Origin of the sequence: Pseudomonas sp. S06B 330 (assembly GCF_002845275.2) — a bacterium.
In the GTDB taxonomy this organism is placed as follows: domain Bacteria; phylum Pseudomonadota; class Gammaproteobacteria; order Pseudomonadales; family Pseudomonadaceae; genus Aquipseudomonas.
The window spans coordinates 3,168,725-3,187,159 of sequence record NZ_CP088149.1 but is presented as its reverse complement, the minus strand read 5'-3'; the positions used below and the strand labels follow the sequence as shown (position 1 = coordinate 3,187,159).

Genomic DNA, 18,435 nt, shown 5'->3' with positions numbered 1-18,435 from the left:
TTCTCGTCCCGCATGCCCGCCATTCCTGCCAAGGGCATCGACATGAAAACACTGGCCAAACTCCCCGTCACCATCGTTACCGGCTTCCTCGGCTCGGGCAAAACCACGTTGCTGCGGCATATGCTCGACAACGCCCAGGGGCGGCGTATCGCGGTGATCGTCAACGAGTTCGGCGAACTGGGCATCGACGGCGAGATCCTTAAGCAATGCAGCATCGGCTGCACTGAGGAAGAGGCCAGCGGCCGCGTCTACGAGCTGGCCAACGGCTGTCTGTGCTGCACCGTGCAGGAAGAGTTCTTCCCGGTCATGCGTGAATTGGTTGCCCGGCGCGGTGATCTGGACCACATCCTCATCGAAACCAGCGGCCTGGCCCTGCCCAAGCCCTTGGTACAAGCCTTCCAGTGGCCGGAAATCCGCAACGCCTGCACCGTTGATGCGGTGATCACTGTGGTCGACAGCCCAGCCGTGGCCGCGGGCACCTTTGCTGCCTACCCGGAGCAGGTCGATGCGCAGCGCAAGCTCGATCCGAACCTGGACCACGAGTCGCCGCTACACGAGCTGTTTGCCGACCAACTGGCCAGTGCTGACCTGGTGATCCTGAACAAGGCTGATCTGATTGCTGCGGATGACCTGGCCAAGGTCCGCAGCGAAGTGCAGGAAGAGCTGCCGCCTGCAGTGAAAGTCATCGAAGCCAGCAGCGGCCGTCTGCCACTGGAGGTGCTGTTGGGCCTGGGCGCCGAATCGGAAGCGCACATCGATAGTCGGCGCACGCACCACGATTCGCATCATGAGGGTGATGATGATCACGACGATCATGATCACGATGCCTTCGATTCGATTTCCATCGAGCTGCCGCAAGCTGACGAGAGCCTGTTGCTCGACGCCCTGACCCAACTGGTGGTGCAGCACGGAATTCTGCGGGTCAAAGGCTTTGCCGCGATTCCTGGCAAACCGATGCGCCTGCTGATCCAGGGCGTCGGCACTCGCTTCGACAAGCACTTCGACCGCGCCTGGCGCAGTGAAGAAGCGCGGACCACACGCCTGGTGCTGATCGGCCAGGAACTGGATGCCGCCCAACTGGAAGCGAGCCTGCGCGCCGCCCTGGGCGCCTGATTCATGCACCTGCTGCGGACCCAGCCCGGTGGTTTTGTACCGGACGACAGTATTGCCGACCTTGGCCAGACCCCGGCCGAGCTGGTCATTCTCTGCAGCGGTGACTCACACTTGGCGCTGCTGGCCGAAACCGCCCAGCAGTTGCCGGAGGATTTTCCCAGCCTGCGTCTGGCCAACCCGATGCAGGTACAGAACCATGCCTCGGTCGACCTGTACGTCGATGAAGTGCTGCGCCATGCCAAGGTGATACTGGTGTCGTTGCACGGTGGCGTAGGTTACTGGCGCTACGGCGTCGAGCAGCTACTTGAACTGGCGGCCCGTGGTGTGCACGTCATCCTGGTACCGGGCGATGATCGTCCTGATCCGGAACTCACTGACCTGAGTACGGTGTCGCCAGCACAGGCCGAGCGGCTTTGGCACTTCTTGCGCCAGGGCGGCAAGGCCAATGCCCTGAACCTGTTCAAGTGCCTGGCCAACCAGTGGTTGCAACGCGATTACCCGTGGCACGAGCCGCAGCAACTGCCGCGCACGATCGTGTACCACCCGCAGAAGGCCAGTGCCGCGTTGGCTGATTGGTTCGAAGACTGGCAGATTGAGCACCCGGTGGTGCCGATCCTGTTCTACCGTTCGCACCTGCAGGCGGCCAATACCGCGTTTATCGACACCTTCTGTGAGCGCTTGCAGCTGGCAGGGCTCAACCCGCTACCGATCGCCGTGGCCAGCCTCAAGGAAGCTGGTTGCCTGAATCAGGTAGAGGAATGGCTCGATCAGGTCGACGCGGCGTTGATCATCAACACCACCGGTTTCGCGCAATCAAGCCCCGAGCAACCGCACCTACGGCCGTTTCGCCGTGACATTCCTGTGTTGCAAGCGATTTGCGCTCAAGATAACCAACCCGGCTGGGAGGCGAGCGAGCAGGGGCTCGGCGCTCGGGACCTGGCCATGCACATCGTCCTGCCGGAATTGGACGGGCGCATCATTACCCGGCCGATCAGTTTCAAGGACCTGGCCTGGCGCAGTGAGCGCAGTCAGTCGGATGTCGTCTGTTATCGCCCACACGCCGAACGCATGGATTTTGTCGCCGAGCTGGCGCGGCGCTGGTGTGCGCTGGCCGAGTTGCCCAACCAGGACAAGCGTGTCGCCTTGATTCTGGCTAACTACCCGACCCGTGATGGGCGCATTGGCAATGGTGTTGGCCTGGATACGCCCGCAGCGGCCTTGAACATCCTGCGCGCTTTGCAGCAACAGGGTTATCCGTTGAGCGAGTTGCCCGACAGCGGCACCGCGCTGATCCAGGCGTTGCTTGGTGGCGTCAGCAATGACCTGGACAGCCTTGATCAGCGTCCTTGCCTGCAGAGCATGTCCCTGGACGACTATCGGGCGGCGTTTTCCGCCTTGCCGCGCGCCAATCAAGAGGCTGTGCGTGAGCGTTGGGGCGAGCCTGAACAGGACCCGATGTGCCGCAATGGGCGGATGATGGTCGCCGGCCTGCGCTTTGGCCTGACCTTTGTCGGCATACAACCTGCGCGTGGTTATCAGTTGGACCAGAGCGCGGTATATCACGATCCTGACCTGGTGCCGCCCCACGGTTATCTCGCGTTCTATTTCTGGCTGCGTCATGGCTTTGCCGCCGATGCGCTGATTCATGTGGGCAAGCACGGCAATCTGGAGTGGCTACCTGGCAAAGGCGTCGGCCTGTCTGGCAGTTGCTGGCCGGACGCCTTGATCGGTCCGCTGCCCAACATTTACCCGTTCATCGTCAATGATCCGGGCGAGGGCGCCCAGGCCAAGCGGCGCACCCAGGCGGTGATCATCGACCATCTGATGCCGCCGTTGACCCGTGCTGAAACCTACGGCCCGCTACGCCACTTGGAGGCGTTGGCCGACGAATACTACGAGGCGCAATTACTCGACCCGCGCCGCGCCCGCGAGCTGCAGCGGGATATTCTCGCCCTGCTGCGTGACAACCATATCGATCGTGAACTGCAACTGGAGGGCGCATTGGATGACGCGGCGGTGTGGTTACCGCGCTTGGACACCTACCTGTGCGACCTGAAGGAATCGCAGATCCGTGACGGCTTGCATGTGTTCGGTGAGTCGCCGTGCGGCCGCTTGCGCATCGATACGTTATTGGCGTTGTTGCGGGTGGAGCGTGGCGATGGGCGCGGCGCCAATGCCAGTTTGCTGCGCGCGCTGGCCAAAGCCCTGGCGCTGGGCTTCGACCCGCTCGATTGCGACCTCGGTCAGCCTTGGCAGGGTCCGCGCCCAGCATTGTTGCAGGCCCAGGATCCGGCGTTGTGGCGCACTGCCGGTGACAGCCGCGAACGCCTGGAAATGCTCGCTGCGCAGTGCATTGAGCAGGCCCTGGCAGGTGCCATCACTGTGCCCGATGAGCCGCTGTGGTCAGAGGTTCGTGCTGTACTGGCGGCCTTGCAACACACCGTTGCGCCACAATTGGACGCCTGTGGTCCAGCTGAGCTGCAGGGGATGCTGGCCGCCTTGCAAGGGCGCTTCGTCCCGGCCGGCCCTAGCGGCGCCCCTAGTCGTGGACGCCTGGACGTGCTGCCAACCGGGCGCAACTTTTATACCGTCGATGTGCGCAACTTGCCGACCACCACGGCCTGGCGTATCGGATTTGCGTCGGCCAACCTGATCCTTGAGCGTCACCTGCAGGAGCATGGCGACCACTTGCGTCAGCTCGGCCTGTCGGTGTGGGGCACGGCGACCATGCGCACCGGCGGTGACGACATCGCCCAGGCCATGGCCCTACTGGGCGTGCGTCCGGTGTGGGCCAGTGGCAGTCAGCGGGTGGATGACTTTGAGATCCTGCCGCTGAGCCTGCTGGATCGTTCACGGGTGGATGTGACGCTGCGCGTGTCGGGGTTCTTCCGAGACGCCTTTGGCAACCTGATCAAGCTGTTTGATGCGGCAGTGCAGGCAGTGGCAGCACTGGACGAGCCCGACGACCTCAATCCGCTTGCCGCCAAGGTGCGCAGCGAACGTGCCGAGCTAGAGCGTCAAGGCCTGAGTGACGAGCAGGCGGCGCGTCAGGCAGGTTGGCGCGTTTTTGGCGCCAAGCCTGGCGCCTATGGTGCTGGTGTACAGAACGCCATTGACGGGCATCTGTGGAATGAGCGCAAGGACCTCGCTGAGATCTACCTTAACCACGGTGGTTACGCCTACGGCGCTGGCGATGACGGCACACCGGCGCGTGCCGATTTTGCCCGGCGCCTGAGTCAAGTCCAGGCGGTGATTCAGAATCAGGACAACCACGAGCATGATCTGCTCGACTCCAACGACTATTACCAGTTCCAGGGCGGCATGCTGGCGGCGGTGGAAAGCCTGGGCGGCAGTCCGGTTGCCAGCTATCACGGTGACCACAGTCAGCCGGACCGCCCGCGTATCCGCACCTTGAAAGAAGAGCTCAACCGGGTGATTCGCGCCCGTGCGCTCAATCCCAAGTGGATCGATGGGGTCAAGCGCCATGGCTACAAAGGTGCCTTTGAACTGGCCGCGACCGTCGACAACCTGTTCGCGTTCGATGCCACCACGCACTTGATCGACGACCACCATTACCAAGCGCTGGCCGACGCCTATGTGCTCGACGGCCCGACCCGGGCGTTTATTCGCCAGCACAACCCGCACGCCTTGCGCGATATCACCGAGCGCCTGCTCGAAGCCCAGCAGCGCGGCCTGTGGGAACAACCGGGGGAGTACCGTGAAGCCCTCGAAGAGCAACTGCTGGACGGTGAAGAAGAGACCTGAAATGACTGAACCTGCACATTTTCCCCTGTCCGCTGTGGTCGGTGCCGACGCATTGAAGCTGGCCCTGTGCTTGACCGCCATCGACCCGAAGATCGGTGGCGTACTGATCGAGGGCCCACGCGGCATGGCCAAGAGCACCCTGGCTCGAGGTCTGGCTGATCTGCTCGGTGAAGGCCCGTTCGTAACCTTGCCTCTGGGGGCGAGCGAAGAGCGGCTGGTCGGTACCCTTGATCTGGAGGCCGCACTGGGCCAGGGTAAGGCGCAGTTTTCGCCTGGCGTGCTGGCCAAGGCTGACGGGGGGGTGCTGTATGTCGATGAGGTCAACCTGCTGGCCGATCATCTGGTCGACCTGCTGCTCGATGTCGCCGCCAGTGGCACCAACCGAGTCGAGCGCGACGGTATTTCTCATCGTCACAGCGCGCGCTTTGTATTGATTGGCACCATGAACCCGGAGGAGGGTGAGCTGCGTCCGCAGTTGCTGGATCGTTTTGGGCTGAACGTTGCCCTTGATGGGCAGCCGGCACCTGAAGCCCGTGGCCAGATCATACGGCGGCGCCTGGATTTCGACGCCGACCCCGAGGCATTTTGTGCGCAGTGGGCATCTGCGCAGGCGCAATTGCGCGATCGCTGCCAGGCTGCCCGTGAACAGCTGACGCGTATCGCCCTGGACGATCAGGCCCTGGCGCAGATCACCGAGCGTTGCTTTGCTGCTGGGGTCGATGGTTTACGCGCCGACCTGGTCTGGCTACGCGCCGCCCGCGCCCATGCCGCCTGGCGCGGCGGGGCAGCGATTGAGGCGCAGGATATTGAAGCGGTGGCCGAGTTCGCCTTGCGTCATCGGCGCCGTGACGTACCGCCGCCCTCTAGCCAAAGCCCAGCAGCCGAGCCACAGGCTGGCAAGGCAGCCAATCACCCACAAGGGCAAGGCGCCTGGGGTGAGATGCCTCCTCAAGCGACCGCAACCGGTGCACGGCGCGAGGTGCCGAACTGGGCAAAAAAGCCCTGAGCATCCGTCGCACCCAGGCGGCGGATGCCAAACCCCGTCCTGGAGCGATCAAGCAAGGTCAGCGGGGGCGAGCCCGCGAAGCCGCCCAAGGCACTGTGGCCTGGTCAGCAACCTTGCTCAAAGGCCGCCCTCGTCTGCGTCGAGACCTGTGTTGGCAGCAGCGCACGGCCAGCGCCCCTGAGCTGTGGCTGGTGATTGTCGACGCGTCGGCCTCGACCCGGCGTTACCAGGCTTTGAGCCAGGCCAAGGGACTATTGGCGGGATTGTTCGATCAGGCTTACCGCCAGCGTGCACGCCTGACGCTGCTGACTGCCAGTGGTAACGCGCCGCGTTGGCAGCGCCATGGCCTGAAAGCCTCGGCAGCCTTGCAGCCGTGGCTGGACACTCTCGGGGCGGGGGGAGGAACGCCGTTATTGGCGGCACTGGAGCAGGCGCGTGATTGGCTGCAGACACGTCAACGCCAGTATCCTGACGAGCAGCAGCGCTGCCTGCTGCTGACCGACGGTCGACTCAAGGCCTGGGAACCTGTGCAGCCGCTGCCATGCCCAAGCATGCTGGTGGACATCGAGTGTTCGCCCGTGCGCTTGGGTCGCGCGCTTTTATTAGCGCAGCAGTTACAGGCCGAGTACCGTACGATTGATAGTTTGAACGTGCTTGGATAACTAAGGCGCGTACAAAACAGTACGTTAGCGGTTCCGCGACGAAGTGTCGCAGTTTAACTTTTGCAACAATTAAGTTGCCTGGCGCGCACCGTAAAGATGCGCTGCCATTAACCCAATAGATAGCGGCCTACTTACTTTGGCATTGACCAAGGTTGCAGATCACATCCTTGTTTTTTCAACTCGGCGCGCATTTCTTCAATCAGGCTGGCCAGTTGCGTCGGGTCGGAGTAGGTGCTGCTCGGCACTTGCTTGCTGCCGATGCGAGTGCTGGTCCGGTCGATCACTGCCAGGCTCAGTTCACCCGTACCGTTAGGCGAATCCCAAGCAACACACTGGAAGGGTTCGAAGGCGTGGTCGGCAATCAGCAGTGCTTCGTTGACACGGAGCGGGGCATTCATGGGTTCGGTCTCTCTGTGGGCCCAAACAAGATAATTAACAACCGCATTGGCGGTGAGTTACTTGTACTGATGCACGCAGTACAGGGTTAAGTCACACGCGTATTGAAGTTTTTTTGTGTATTTGCAAAAAAACGCGATAACGGCTGCAACGTGGACGTTGAAAGTTAAAGAAAATTCCCTGGCACGTGGTTATTTTGACGCTTTGCGGACAGACGGTAGTGGGCGTTTGACACATCGTTGCTACTGTTACAAACGGGCCTGCCAACTTGCTGTTTCTATTTAAAATTCCAACAATTGGCGCCAAGGAAAGGTCATGCTTGAACCAGCATCCAACCGTCGCCTGCTCGTCGTTGATCCTTGCGACGATTGCCACCGATTATTGCCAGGTCTGCGCAATGTCGGCTGGGATGTTCACAGTTGCACCTTGGCCTCAGCGCTGGAGCATCCTTGTGATGTCGGCGTGCTGCGCCTACAAGCGTCACACCTGCAGCACCCGGATGCGGTCAAGGACCTGATCAGCCGCAGCAACACCGAATGGATTGCCGTGCTCAGCCCTCAAGAGCTGCGTATGCAGAATGTGGGCGATTTTGTCTGCGAATGGTTCTTCGATTTTCACACCCTGCCCTTCGATATCTCTCGGGTGCAGGTCACCATTGGCCGGGCCTTCGGCATGGCGCGCCTGCGCGGCAAGGCGGTGCATGTCGATGAAGCCGAGCATGAGTTGCTCGGTGACAGCCGACCGATTCGCGAGCTGCGTAAATTGCTCAGTAAACTGGCGCCCACCGAGTCGCCAGTGCTGATTCGGGGAGAGAGTGGAACCGGCAAGGAACTGGTGGCGCGCACCTTGCACCGCCAGTCCCAGCGCCATGACAAACCCTTTGTGCCAATCAACTGCGGGGCGATCCCTGAGCACCTGATTCAGTCGGAGCTGTTCGGCCACGAAAAAGGGGCATTTACCGGGGCCCACCAGCGCAAGATAGGCCGCATCGAGGCGGCCAACAGCGGCACGCTGTTTCTGGACGAAATTGGTGATTTGCCTCTGGAGCTGCAGGCCAACTTGCTGCGTTTCCTGCAGGAAAAACACATTGAACGGGTTGGCGGTAGCCAGCCGATCGCTGTCGATGTACGTGTACTGGCGGCCACCCATGTTGACCTCGAAGGCGCTATCGCCCGCGGCCGCTTCCGTGAGGACCTGTATTACCGGCTTAATGTCCTGCAAGTGGTCACCGCACCTTTGCGTGACCGGCATGGTGATCTGTCGATGCTGGCCAATCACTTTGCCCATTTCTATAGCCTGGAAACCGGGCGGCGGCCACGCAGTTTTAGCGAAGACGCGCTGGTGGCGATGGGCAAGCACGACTGGCCAGGCAATGTGCGTGAACTGGCCAACCGGGTCAGGCGTGGCCTGGTGCTGGCCGAAGGGCGGCAGATCGAGGCGCAGGACCTGGGCTTGCTCAGTCAGCATGCGTTCGTATCGACTATGGGAACCCTGGAAGATTACAAACACCGTGCCGAGCGCCAGGCGTTGTGCGATGTGCTCAACCGGCACAGCGATAACTTGAGTATTGCCGCCAAGGTACTCGGGGTTTCCCGGCCTACCTTTTACCGGTTGCTGCATAAGCATCAGATTCGCTGAGCGCTAGCGCCGCCATGAAAAAGCCCGCCGAAGCGGGCTTTTTCATGGGCGTCAGGGTCAGAAGTAGTAGGGGAATTTCAGGCTGAAGGAAAAATCTGGCGAGTCGTCGGTCAGGCCAATGGACAGGTTTGGCACGATGGTCAGGTTGTCGGTTGCAGCCAGGGTCATGCCGATGTTGAAGTTGGCTGCGTTGTAGTCGCTGCTGGGAACATCCTGCCAGTCGCCACCATCAGGCTTGATCTTGCTCTTGTTGGCAAACTGGTCGGAGAACGAAAATGACATGCTCATCTTTTCGTTCAAGGCAAAGGCAATACCGGCACCGATCTGCCAGGAGTCGCCAAGTTTCACGTCACCCGGGACTTTGGTGTTGATCGTGGGGCTGATGTCGCTGAACGAATCTTCCATGTTGTAGGTATAGGACAAGCTGCCGAAGAGCACGGCCGGGTCGTAGGTTTTCACCAGCGAGATACCCGGGGTGATCGCCCAGATACCGTTGCCGGTGGGCAAAGATTCAGGTACTGACAGGTTGTCGTTGGTGGGGTCATTGACCAGTTTGATGCCGTAAGGATCATCACCGGTCGGTGCCTTGACGCGCAACGTGAGCACCGCGTCGGGCAGGTTCTCTGACTCATCAAGGAACTTGTAGGCGACCCCGACGTTAACATCGCCGATGGTGGGATCGCGGGTGACAGTGGCGTCGGATGAAACAGGCCCGGCACCCCCTGCGCCACCAGAAGAATAGGTCGATTCACGGTAGACCACCGGAACGTTGATATCGAACTGCCAACGTTGCGCCAGGTTGTAACGGGCGGTCAGGTCCAGGGTCCAGTTATCGGCCTTGATACGGTCAAGGTTGATGTCGCCGAGGAAAATCGAATCGAGCGCCAGAAAACCGTTGAGGACCAATGCACGGGTATCGTAGTGCGTGTAGGTCAGGCCGGTTTCGACGCTGAACTTGCCGCCACCAAAGAAGCCGCTGGCTTCGTCATACAGGTTGGAGACGCTCTGCGCCGGTTCCGAATCTTCTTTGAGCGATTGCCCGTATGAGCTGCCTGTGGTGCCCGGCGCACCGGCGGCCACGGACTGACCACCCTTGACCGTTTCGGCGGGAGACTTGGTCAAACGTTTGGGGGCCGGTGTCGCCGGTGCTTCTTCGACTTGGCGAACGCGCTGTTCAAGCACCATCAACGCGTTCTGCTGGGCTTCGTAACGCTGTTTCAACTCCATGAGTTCTTGTTTTAGTGCTTCGACCTGGGGGTCCGTTGCTGCGTATAGCAATGTCGACGGGGCCAGGCTACTCAAAACAACGATAGCTCTGAACATTACCAATCGGTGCATGGGTTAGCCGTCCCTTCTAACTGCATTTTGATGAGACTGAGCGTAGATCAGAATCCGAGAGTGCGAAGGCCTTTGAGCTGGTCCAGGTTGCCGTTCAGCGAGCCTGCGGTCGGCACGTTGTCACGCAGGACGACATTGAGGGAGGTGAAGTTTCTGACCTGGTTGCCACCGCCAAGTAAAGTCGTGTTCTGCATCAGCCCACCCTGGGCAAGACGCTGCACGGTACTGCCCTGGTTGTTGTTGGCCATGATATTGAGTTGCACACCCTTGCCGGTCGAAGAGACGCTCAGCGAGCCGGCGCCATTGGCACCGATCAATGTTGTGCCCGCAGTCAGCGGCTTGCCTTGTTGTTGCGCTGCTGGCGCCTGGTTGGCCTTGGTGACATTGATATCAACGTTGTTGTAGGCCGTGTTGTTGTCGCCGGCCGCACGTACGACTTGGGTGACGCCTTCGGTGCTGTTCAGCCCTCTGCCGCCAGTAACGGTACCGGTGCCGGTAACAGTGCCTTGAGAACGCCCCGGGACATTGCCTTTTTCGTCGATCATCGACACATAGAATTGTGGCTTGATGGTCGATTGTTGAATTTGCATCGTGGACGTGGCGCCGATCATCTCACCTTTGGCATTTTGCCAAGTGCTGGTCATGACAATGCCAAAACTGATGATGCGCCCTGGCATCACGTAGCGGCCGCGCAGGTTGGCCAGTTCCTGATCCTTCAGTTCGATGGGGGTGAACGTTTGTGCCTGAGTCGGCAGGCTGGCGGCCAGACAAACCACGGCGAGCCAGAATGGAGTCTTCATGGGATGCTCCCGGAGCCTCGTGCTCCCTTGTCATTAGAAGAAGTCGCTTTGGATGAATCCGAAATCCATCAACTCGGCGTCTTGCACCGGGGTGAAGTTATTGATGCGGCCCTTGGCGGTCAGTGGCAGAGGAGGGTCGAGCAGGGCATTGGTCTTGTCGTAGCCCTTGCCAATGATGGCGAAGATGATGCCGTTCCAGCCTTTGATGAAATCATCGATTTTGTAGCGTTTATGGCCGAGGACCGGATCGCCGATATACACCCAGCCGTTGTCGACCTTTTGCATGACCACAAAGTGCTTGTAGCCACGGATATCCATCAGTACCACGACCGGAATGCGAATGTTGTGCAAGGTCTCGGGGGCGACCCGGTAACCACGGGCGCGCATACCGAGGCTTTCCACATAGCGCTTCATGTCGAGCATCGAAAAGCCCTGGACCCTGACAAGATCCTGATCGGCGTGGGCGAGCATGCCTTCGATGATCTGTTCTTCACCCACGTCCAGCCAATAGGCTTGGCGCAGGATGGTCGCCAGTGCCGCTGCGCCGCAGCTGAAGTCGGTTTTCTGTTGCACCAGGTCGGCAAATTTGCGCTCGCGTACACTCTGGATCGGCTTGAAGACCACCGCGCCACCCGGCAGGACGGACAGTGGCATTTGCGCCGCTTCACTCAGACTGGCCACACAAAGCAAAAACGCCAAGGCGATAATACGCATGGTTGGACGCCTTCTGGTTCTGTTGAAAAAAGGCCCCCCGAAGGGGGCCTCCAGGCCATAGCAATCAGAACGATTGGTTGGAAATGGCCAGCGAGTTGCTTTGTTGGTTGCCTACACCGGCAGCCACGTTGACGCCGAGGTTGCCACTGCCGCCATTCACCGAACCATTCAGGGTTGCAGTGTTGGTCACAGGGTTTGCCCAGCCGGTTGGGGTCAGCACTTGGAACGAGATGGTGTTGCTCAGCTCAAACGAGTCAGCCTCGCTATAGCTCTTCGAAACGCTTTCCGAGGACTCGGAAGCAGATTCTTTAGCTTTGTCATACGAGTTGGAGGCCGTTTTTTCGAAAGAAGACTCGAAAGCCTTATCGAACGCCGATTCGCGCGACTTATCGTAGGAAGACTCGCGCGATTTGTCGTACGAAGATTCGCGCGACTTGTCGAACGAGACGTCCAGCGACCGATCAAACGACGAGTCGCGGGTCCTGTCGTACGAGGAGTTCGACGAGGATTCATGCGATCTATCGATTGATGCATCGAGGTTTGCGTTAATTGAAGCGTCGGCACTTTGGCTGCGGGTGAACTCGTTATCGTTGAAGGTACGGGTAGAGGACTGGTTAGCTTCTACAGAAGCGTCCAGCGATGCGGACAGCGTAGTATTGGAGCTAGAGCTGTGATCGCGGCTGTTGGTACCGCTGGCCGACGAGCTGTTGTTCCCACTGGCAGACGCGCTGAGCGAACCACTGGAAGACGAGCTGTTCGAACCGCTGGCCGACGAGCTGTTGGATCCGCTGGCGGACGAGCTCTTCGAACCGCTGGCACTCCAGCTATTGGAACCGTTGGCACTGGTGTTCCATGAGCCGCTTTCGCTAGAGCTCGCAGAAGCACTCCGGTCAACGCTGGCGTCAAATGTCCCTTCGCGGGAGGACGAACCGCTCTTGGTGGTAGTGAACGTCAGTGTATCGACGCGATAGGTCCGGTCGGCTTTGTTTTCAACCACCAGGCCAGGGCCACTTTGATTGGCCGAAGCAGTGGCGGTTGCGTTACCCAGCGGGGCATTGGTGTTGGCAATGGCCATGGTATTTTTTTGCTGGTTAAGGTCGCCGCCAGCAATGTTGATACCCATGTTGCCGCTGCCTTCACTGCCGGAGGCGTTCATCACAGCAGAGTTTGTCGAGCCGAAGTTGTAGACCTTGTTGTTGTTGCTGTATTGCCTGACGTTGGCGGTGGCTTCGGAATTGCCGAACACGAAGCTGTTATCGATGGCGCTGGCGTCGGAAGCAGCGTTAGCGATAGCGGCGGCGTTGTCCTGCTGGTTGCCGGAGCCCGCTGCGACGTTGACACCGACGTTGCCGCTGGTGCCCGACGCAGACTCGTTCATCTCGGCTGCGTTGATGGTCCCTTCGTTGAGGATGCGATTGTTGGTACTGCTTTGCCTATCGTAGGCTTCAGCGGTCGCATTGATAGGGACCATTTTTGGAGGAGGGGTGTGGTTGTTGCCACCGTGATGGTGGCCATTACCACGCCGATCGTTCTGCCCAGCTTGTACAGCAACAGCCATGACCGCAGCAATTGCGAAAACCAGAGGCTTGATTGCCATCGAGGGTTTCATGGTGATTCTCCGTACTTTATTTTAGGTTAAGTGTTGTTCTTACCTGTTTGGGTCAGTCCGCGACCCGTACGCTCAGGGTATTGGCAGTTCGGTTTCCCACCCCGGCGCTCTGATTCAACTGAATCACCCCACGGCTACCGGTGAATGCCTGGTCACTGGTAGTGATCTGGCGATAGCCTGGTGCAGAAGCAGTTGCATCGGAGTTGTAGAGCAGCGCCACGTTCTGTTGCATGAGGACGCTGTCGTCGATACTTTGCGGTTGTTCACTGAGGCTGATACTCAGTGCGTTGGCTTGCTGGTTACTGGCACCTGAGCTCTGGTTGACGCCGACTACTCCGCTGCCTTGACTGAAGGCATCGCCCTTAATGGCGGAGCGGGCAGCGATGGCGGGGTCGACCTGAGTGCGCAACCGTTGGCGAATCTGGGTGCTTGCGCTGGCGTTGTGGCCAACGGCGATGGCCCGGGCGTTTGCCTGTTGCTGTTGATCGCCGGCAGCCTGGTTGACCGCGAGGTTGCCCTGGTATTGCTTGCCGGAACTGTCGATGGTGGCGTTATTGATCACGGGGGGTTGAGCGAAGGCCTGTGTACTGCAGAGCGTGGCCAGAATCAGCAGCGTGTACCTCATCTCACTTGCCTCCGGTCAGGATTTGCAGGGGCGCCAGGCCCTTCTGCACACTCGAATTGACCATGTTGGAGATGCCATTGCCGGAGCCCGTACCACGTCCACCCGCCAGGTTCGGCAGCTGGGTCTGGTTGTTGATATTGGCGCCCAGGTTGTTGGTCTGTTGCGTGATCAACGAGCTAATGCCTGCACCGCTGGTGATATCGGCAAAGTCACCATCACTCAATTCGTTAGTTTGTTTAAGGATTTGAGCAGACGGGTTGGTATTGACGGTGACCGGGTAGGGGTCGGGGGCGAGGGGCGGGCGCATGGCATTACGCGGTTGCACATCGCGGGTAATCACGACGATTCCGTTTTCGGCCTGGACCGGCAAGCTCAAGCTTGTTGCCACTGTGCAGCCGACCAGCAGGAGGCTAAAGATGCCTTTGTCAAATGTTCCCACGATGGCAATTCCTTCTTCAGTGCGCTGTCCCTGTTCAGCGCTGCGAGGAAGAGAGCAGAAGGTGTGCCGGTTTTTATTTATTATTGAAAAACAATGGGTTGATTTTATTCGTCGCCATAGTCAAAAAAAGGTGTATCGCCGCTGATACAGAGGTGCGATAGACGCGTCGATCCTGTGTGCGTTATTGCTCATCAAGGCGCTCGCACGTTGACTGTTTCAGGTTGTTAACACTTTTGCACAGGCGCGCCCTGGCCGCTTTAAATCGCGGGTTTGCGCGGGTGACAGTGTTACAGGAATGGACAGTTGCGCAGCGGGGGAGAAGCAATTCAATCGTCGAGCAAACGGGTCACCGCTTCAAACGCTGCACGCTTGCGCTGGTCCCAGTCGCCTTGTACCACCTGATAAGGCTGCTGGTGGCGCGTCAGCCAAGCGTGGGTGGCCTGGAAAAACGCCAGGCGTTCGCTCAGCTCTGGCTGGCAGCGTTGGCCGTCGTCATGCCAGGCGATGGACTCAGGGCTGAGCAGCAAGTGCAGGTCGTAATGACGCGTCAATAACGCGTCCTCGAGCCATGCCGGGCAGTCGCCAAACAGGGTGCGACTCCACAGCATGTTGCTTAACAGATGGGTATCGAGAATCAACAGCGACGGTTGTTTGGCGCGGGCGTCGTCCTCCCATGCCAGCTGGCCAATGGCTATCGCTGGAATGTCAGCGTAGCAGGTGTCGCGGGCTTCGCTGTCGATAAAGTGCCGTACGTATTCATCGACCAATATGCCGCCAAATGTGGCCTGAATCGCGTTCGCCAGCCAGCTTTTGCCACTGGATTCAGGGCCGGTCAGTACCAGGACTTTCATGCGCTGACCAGCGCCGGGTCGCGCCGCCACTGACGCCAGCCCTGCACGGCTATCAGAGTGAACAGGGCGTAGAGCGCCGCCGTCAGATAAAGCGCCTTGTACAGGAACAGGCCGACAAAGATCACATCCAGCACAATCCACAGCGGCCAGCACTGCACGCGCTTTTGTGCCATCCACAGCTGCGCGACCAGGCTGAAAGCGGTGAGCGCCGCGTCCAGCCAGGGTTGTGCGGCATCGGTCCAGGTGGCCATGGCGGCACCCAGGGCAAGGCTGCCAAGCAGACCCAGGCCCAAACTAAACAGCATCGATTGGGTATCCAGATGCGTCACCTGCCGGGCTTCGCGTTGGTGGTCCGGGCGCGTCCATTGCCACCAGCCGTAGAGCTGCAGCACGGCATAGACCAGTTGCAGGAGCATGTCCGAATACAAGCGCACTTCAAAGAATACCCAGCTGTAGAGCAGCACCATCACCAGGCCAATAGGCCAGCACCAAGGGTTCTGTTTGGTCGTGAGCCACACGGCGATAACGCCGAGCACGGCGGCGAACAGTTCGAGGCCGGACATCGGCGTTCCTAGGCAGGTTCGGGGGAGGGCGAGGATTGTACATGATTGGGGCTGCGCTGCAGCCCATCGCCGGCAAGGCCGGCGCCCACAAGTGTCCGTGTTCAGCTTCCCTGTAGGCGTCGGCCTTGCCGGTGATGAGGGTTAAACGCGGAACTGCCCCAACAACCGATCCAGTTGTTCGCGCAATTGATTCAATGCCACTCCCGCACTGCTCGATTGCTGGGCCGCCACTGCCGTCTGGCGTGAGAGGTCGGCGGTGTCGGTGACACTGCGGTTGATGTCCTCGACGACGTGAGACTGCTGCAGGGTCGCACTGGCAATCGAGGCGTTGAGGGCGGTGAGGTTGTGCAACGCCTGACTGATGGCGTCCAGGCTGACCCCCGCTTCGTTGGCTCGCTCGATCGTCTGGCGAGAGGCTGAACTGCTGGCGTCGATCGCTTTGACTGCCGCCTCGGACTGCCCTTGCAAATGCTCGATCATGCTCTGGATTTCTGCAGTCGATTGCTGGGTGCGCTGGGCCAGCAAACGGACTTCGTCGGCGACCACGGCAAAGCCACGGCCTTGTTCGCCTGCCCGGGCCGCCTCAATGGCCGCGTTGAGCGCGAGCAGGTTGGTCTGTTCGGCAATCGAACGGATCACTTCCAGCACGCTACCGATTCGCGTGCTCTGGCTGGCCAGGGTCTGGATCACTGTGACCGCTTCATCAATGGTGCCGGACAATTGATCGATCTGCTGCAGGCTGCCATGGATGCTCTGCTGACCCTGCTCGGCGCGGTGCTGGGCGTCGCGCATCTCAGTGGACGCCTGTTCGGCATTACGGGCGACATCCTGCACAGCGTAGGTCACTTCATTGATCGCCGTGGCCACCTGCTCCATCTGCGCCGATTGCTGTTCGCTGTGCTGTTGCGCCTGATTGGCATTGTTGCCGACATCCACTGCCGATTGACCCAGTGCCTGCGCGGCACCCTGCAGTTGGCTGATTACCCCCTGCAGCTTGCCGGTAAAGCGATTGAAGTGCTCGCCCAATCGGGTGACTTCATCGCGGCCATGGGTATCCAGACGGCGGGTGAGGTCGCTTTCGCCGCTGGCGATCATGGCCATGGCATCCACTGCCTCTTGCAAGGGGCGCGAGATGCTGCGGGCAATGACCACCACCAGCAAGGTCATGACCAGGGCGATGCCCAGACCCAGCAGTGAGGCGTCACGCAATTGGCGCAAGAACTCGTTCTGCATGTCATCGATATAGATACCTGAGCCAATAACCCAGCCCCAGGGCTTGAACAACAGGATATACGAGGTCTTTTCAACCGGCTCGCTGGCGCCGGGCTTGGGCCAGCGATAGTCGATACTGCCCGCACCCTGGGCCTTGGCCAAGGCGACCATTTCGTTGAACACGGCAAACCCGTCCGGGTCGCGCACGGCGGAAAGGTCCTGGCCGTCGAGCTTGGGGTTGGCCGGGTGCATGATCATCTTCGGCCCCAGGTCGTTGATCCAGAAGTAGTCATTCTGGTCGTAGCGTAAGCCGCGTACTGCACTCAAGGCCTGTTGCTGGGCCGACTCGCGGCTCAGGGTGCCGCTAGCCTCCAGGCCCTGATAATAAGCCAGCACACCGGCGGCAGTTTCCACCACATGGCGGGTTTTCTCGGCCTTGGCCTGGTACAAATCGCCATGGATCTGCCTGAGCATCAGCAGGCCCAAGGTCAACAGCATCGCCACCGCCACTACCAGGATCAGCCACAAGCGGCGGCTGATTGACAGGCTTCGTAGAGTCTTCATGGAACGGTCACCCCGGATTCTTTTTATTGTCCTGCGCATACCAGCATGCTTTTCCCCCACCACCTACTCGACCAAGGCCTAAGTGCCTGATTCGTACAAGGTGTGTAGTGCCGACCAGCAGCGTTTACACGAGAGGTCTGATAGGATTTCGGCCCGGTCGGGACAAACCTGAAGGGTGGCTGAACTTTTTTGCCGACTTTGCGACCAACTGTCGCTGTAAAACGACCGGGCATTCGAACCTGGCTTTGGCTGATGGAAACTACAACGGGGGCGTGCCATAGGCATCGCTTCGTGGGGGAATAATGGATCTTTGGACCGGCCTGCAGGCCGTCATTTTGGGTATTGTCGAAGGCTTGACCGAGTTCTTGCCGATCTCCAGTACCGGGCACCAGATTGTTGTTGCCGACCTGATCAACTTCGGTGGTGAGCGGGCGATGGCCTTCAACATCATCATTCAGCTAGGGGCCATCCTGGCGGTGGTCTGGGAATTTCGACGCAAGATCTTCGACGTGGTCCTGGGTTTGCCCAAGGAACGTCAGGCCCAACGCTTCACGGCCAATCTGCTGATCGCCTTCATGCCGGCAGTGGTGTTGGGCGTGCTGTTTGCCGACCTGATCCATGAATACCTGTTCAATCCCATCACGGTAGCCACTGCGTTGGTAATCGGTGGGGTCATCATGCTCTGGGCTGAGCGCCGTGAGCACGTGGTCCAGGTTGAGCAGGTCGATGACATGCGTTGGACCGATGCCCTGAAGATCGGCTTTACCCAGTGCCTGGCAATGATCCCGGGAACCTCGCGGTCCGGCTCGACTATTATTGGTGGCCTGCTGTTTGGCCTGTCGCGCAAGGCAGCAACCGAGTTCTCATTCTTCCTGGCCATGCCCACGATGGTCGGTGCCGCGGTGTATTCGGGCTACAAGTACCGCGATCTGTTCCAGCCGGATGACTTCCCGGTGTTCGCCATTGGCTTCGTGGTCTCGTTCATCTTCGCCATGATCGCGGTACGCGGCCTGCTGCGTTTCATCGCCAACCACAGCTATGCGATGTTTGCCTGGTACCGGATTGTCTTTGGCCTGATCATCCTGGCCACCTGGCAGTTCGGTGTGGTCGACTGGGCCACGGCGCACGGTTGATCGATGA

Annotated in this window: 15 protein-coding genes and 2 pseudogenes; 6 read left to right on the top strand and 11 right to left on the bottom strand. The window is 59.8% G+C overall.

Translation table 11 applies throughout. From position 1 onward, the window contains the following. The first annotated feature begins 42 nt into the window (after positions 1-42). The 4 genes from cobW (at position 43) to CX511_RS14200 (ending at position 6,546) form a co-directional block, all read left to right on the top strand. Positions 43-1,113: a cobalamin biosynthesis protein CobW gene (gene cobW / locus CX511_RS14215; RefSeq protein ID WP_045189455.1), complete on the top strand. Its 1,071-nt coding sequence runs from the start codon at positions 43-45 to the stop codon at positions 1,111-1,113. A 3-nt stretch (positions 1,114-1,116) separates the two neighbouring features. Continuing rightward, positions 1,117-4,878, top strand: a complete 3,762-nt coding sequence (cobN, locus tag CX511_RS14210) for a cobaltochelatase subunit CobN (RefSeq protein ID WP_101292505.1) — start codon at positions 1,117-1,119, stop codon at positions 4,876-4,878. Position 4,879: 1 nt separating this feature from the next. After that, positions 4,880-5,884: a magnesium chelatase ATPase subunit I gene (locus CX511_RS14205; RefSeq protein WP_101292503.1), complete on the top strand. Its 1,005-nt coding sequence runs from the start codon at positions 4,880-4,882 to the stop codon at positions 5,882-5,884. 95 nt (positions 5,885-5,979) lie between these two features. Next, on the top strand, positions 5,980-6,546 hold the full coding sequence (locus CX511_RS14200; RefSeq protein ID WP_101292501.1) for a vWA domain-containing protein: 567 nt from the start codon (positions 5,980-5,982) through the stop codon (positions 6,544-6,546). A 131-nt stretch (positions 6,547-6,677) separates the two neighbouring features. On the opposite strand, the gene CX511_RS14195 is transcribed toward CX511_RS14200, so the two are convergent. Further along, on the bottom strand, positions 6,678-6,944 hold the full coding sequence (locus tag CX511_RS14195) for a DUF1652 domain-containing protein (RefSeq protein ID WP_045189416.1): 267 nt from the start codon (positions 6,942-6,944) through the stop codon (positions 6,678-6,680). Between the two features lie 313 nt (positions 6,945-7,257). Between CX511_RS14195 and CX511_RS14190 the strand changes: the two genes are divergently transcribed. Beyond that, on the top strand, positions 7,258-8,580 hold the full coding sequence (locus CX511_RS14190; RefSeq protein ID WP_045189414.1) for a sigma-54 dependent transcriptional regulator: 1,323 nt from the start codon (positions 7,258-7,260) through the stop codon (positions 8,578-8,580). A gap of 57 nt (positions 8,581-8,637) precedes the next feature. Here CX511_RS14190 and fapF read toward each other — a convergent pair whose 3' ends face one another. From fapF to CX511_RS25680, 10 genes and pseudogenes are all read right to left on the bottom strand, one after another. Beyond that, complete coding sequence (gene fapF, locus CX511_RS14185) at positions 8,638-9,918, bottom strand: fibril amyloid transporter FapF (protein ID WP_045189412.1); 1,281 nt, start codon at positions 9,916-9,918, stop codon at positions 8,638-8,640. Between the two features lie 47 nt (positions 9,919-9,965). Then, complete coding sequence (gene fapE, locus CX511_RS14180; RefSeq protein ID WP_101292499.1) at positions 9,966-10,718, bottom strand: fibril amyloid subunit FapE; 753 nt, start codon at positions 10,716-10,718, stop codon at positions 9,966-9,968. Between the two features lie 33 nt (positions 10,719-10,751). Beyond that, on the bottom strand, positions 10,752-11,432 hold the full coding sequence (gene fapD / locus CX511_RS14175; protein ID WP_045189406.1) for a fibril amyloid maturation endopeptidase FapD: 681 nt from the start codon (positions 11,430-11,432) through the stop codon (positions 10,752-10,754). Between the two features lie 64 nt (positions 11,433-11,496). Further along, a complete protein-coding gene (gene fapC, locus CX511_RS14170; RefSeq protein WP_045189403.1) occupies positions 11,497-13,041 on the bottom strand; it encodes an amyloid-like fimbrin subunit FapC in 1,545 nt (514 codons plus the stop codon). 52 nt (positions 13,042-13,093) lie between these two features. Further along, positions 13,094-13,666: a fibril amyloid subunit FapB gene (gene fapB / locus CX511_RS14165; RefSeq protein WP_045189401.1), complete on the bottom strand. Its 573-nt coding sequence runs from the start codon at positions 13,664-13,666 to the stop codon at positions 13,094-13,096. Position 13,667: 1 nt separating this feature from the next. Beyond that, positions 13,668-14,105, bottom strand: a complete 438-nt coding sequence (gene fapA, locus CX511_RS14160; protein WP_045189399.1) for a functional amyloid chaperone FapA — start codon at positions 14,103-14,105, stop codon at positions 13,668-13,670. Between the two features lie 326 nt (positions 14,106-14,431). Then, positions 14,432-14,956, bottom strand: a complete 525-nt coding sequence (locus CX511_RS14155; RefSeq protein WP_045189397.1) for an AAA family ATPase — start codon at positions 14,954-14,956, stop codon at positions 14,432-14,434. Further along, complete coding sequence (gene pnuC / locus CX511_RS14150) at positions 14,953-15,519, bottom strand: nicotinamide riboside transporter PnuC (RefSeq protein ID WP_045189394.1); 567 nt, start codon at positions 15,517-15,519, stop codon at positions 14,953-14,955. The genes CX511_RS14155 and pnuC overlap by 4 nt, the downstream gene beginning before the upstream one ends. Before the next feature lie 141 nt (positions 15,520-15,660). After that, positions 15,661-16,248 (bottom strand): annotated as a pseudogene (locus CX511_RS25685) (methyl-accepting chemotaxis protein); the annotation flags it as partial. A 270-nt stretch (positions 16,249-16,518) separates the two neighbouring features. Continuing rightward, positions 16,519-17,205: pseudogene (locus tag CX511_RS25680) on the bottom strand (cache domain-containing protein); the annotation flags it as partial. A gap of 392 nt (positions 17,206-17,597) precedes the next feature. Between CX511_RS25680 and CX511_RS14140 the strand changes: the two are divergent. Then, complete coding sequence (locus tag CX511_RS14140) at positions 17,598-18,428, top strand: undecaprenyl-diphosphate phosphatase (protein ID WP_045189390.1); 831 nt, start codon at positions 17,598-17,600, stop codon at positions 18,426-18,428. Positions 18,429-18,435: the final 7 nt, after the last annotated feature.

What these genes read in the sequence shown, in the direction of transcription:
- cobW (WP_045189455.1), top strand. Translation starts at nt 43, where the DNA reads ATGAAAACACTGGCCAAACTCCCCGTCACCATCGTTACCGGCTTCCTC.
- cobN (WP_101292505.1), top strand. Translation starts at nt 1,117, where the DNA reads ATGCACCTGCTGCGGACCCAGCCCGGTGGTTTTGTACCGGACGACAGT.
- CX511_RS14205 (WP_101292503.1), top strand. Translation starts at nt 4,880, where the DNA reads ATGACTGAACCTGCACATTTTCCCCTGTCCGCTGTGGTCGGTGCCGAC.
- CX511_RS14195 (WP_045189416.1), bottom strand. Translation starts at nt 6,944, where the DNA reads ATGAATGCCCCGCTCCGTGTCAACGAAGCACTGCTGATTGCCGACCAC.
- CX511_RS14190 (WP_045189414.1), top strand. Translation starts at nt 7,258, where the DNA reads ATGCTTGAACCAGCATCCAACCGTCGCCTGCTCGTCGTTGATCCTTGC.
- fapF (WP_045189412.1), bottom strand. Translation starts at nt 9,918, where the DNA reads ATGCACCGATTGGTAATGTTCAGAGCTATCGTTGTTTTGAGTAGCCTG.
- fapE (WP_101292499.1), bottom strand. Translation starts at nt 10,718, where the DNA reads ATGAAGACTCCATTCTGGCTCGCCGTGGTTTGTCTGGCCGCCAGCCTG.
- fapD (WP_045189406.1), bottom strand. Translation starts at nt 11,432, where the DNA reads ATGCGTATTATCGCCTTGGCGTTTTTGCTTTGTGTGGCCAGTCTGAGT.
- fapC (WP_045189403.1), bottom strand. Translation starts at nt 13,041, where the DNA reads ATGAAACCCTCGATGGCAATCAAGCCTCTGGTTTTCGCAATTGCTGCG.
- fapB (WP_045189401.1), bottom strand. Translation starts at nt 13,666, where the DNA reads ATGAGGTACACGCTGCTGATTCTGGCCACGCTCTGCAGTACACAGGCC.
- CX511_RS14155 (WP_045189397.1), bottom strand. Translation starts at nt 14,956, where the DNA reads ATGAAAGTCCTGGTACTGACCGGCCCTGAATCCAGTGGCAAAAGCTGG.
- pnuC (WP_045189394.1), bottom strand. Translation starts at nt 15,519, where the DNA reads ATGTCCGGCCTCGAACTGTTCGCCGCCGTGCTCGGCGTTATCGCCGTG.
- CX511_RS14140 (WP_045189390.1), top strand. Translation starts at nt 17,598, where the DNA reads ATGGATCTTTGGACCGGCCTGCAGGCCGTCATTTTGGGTATTGTCGAA.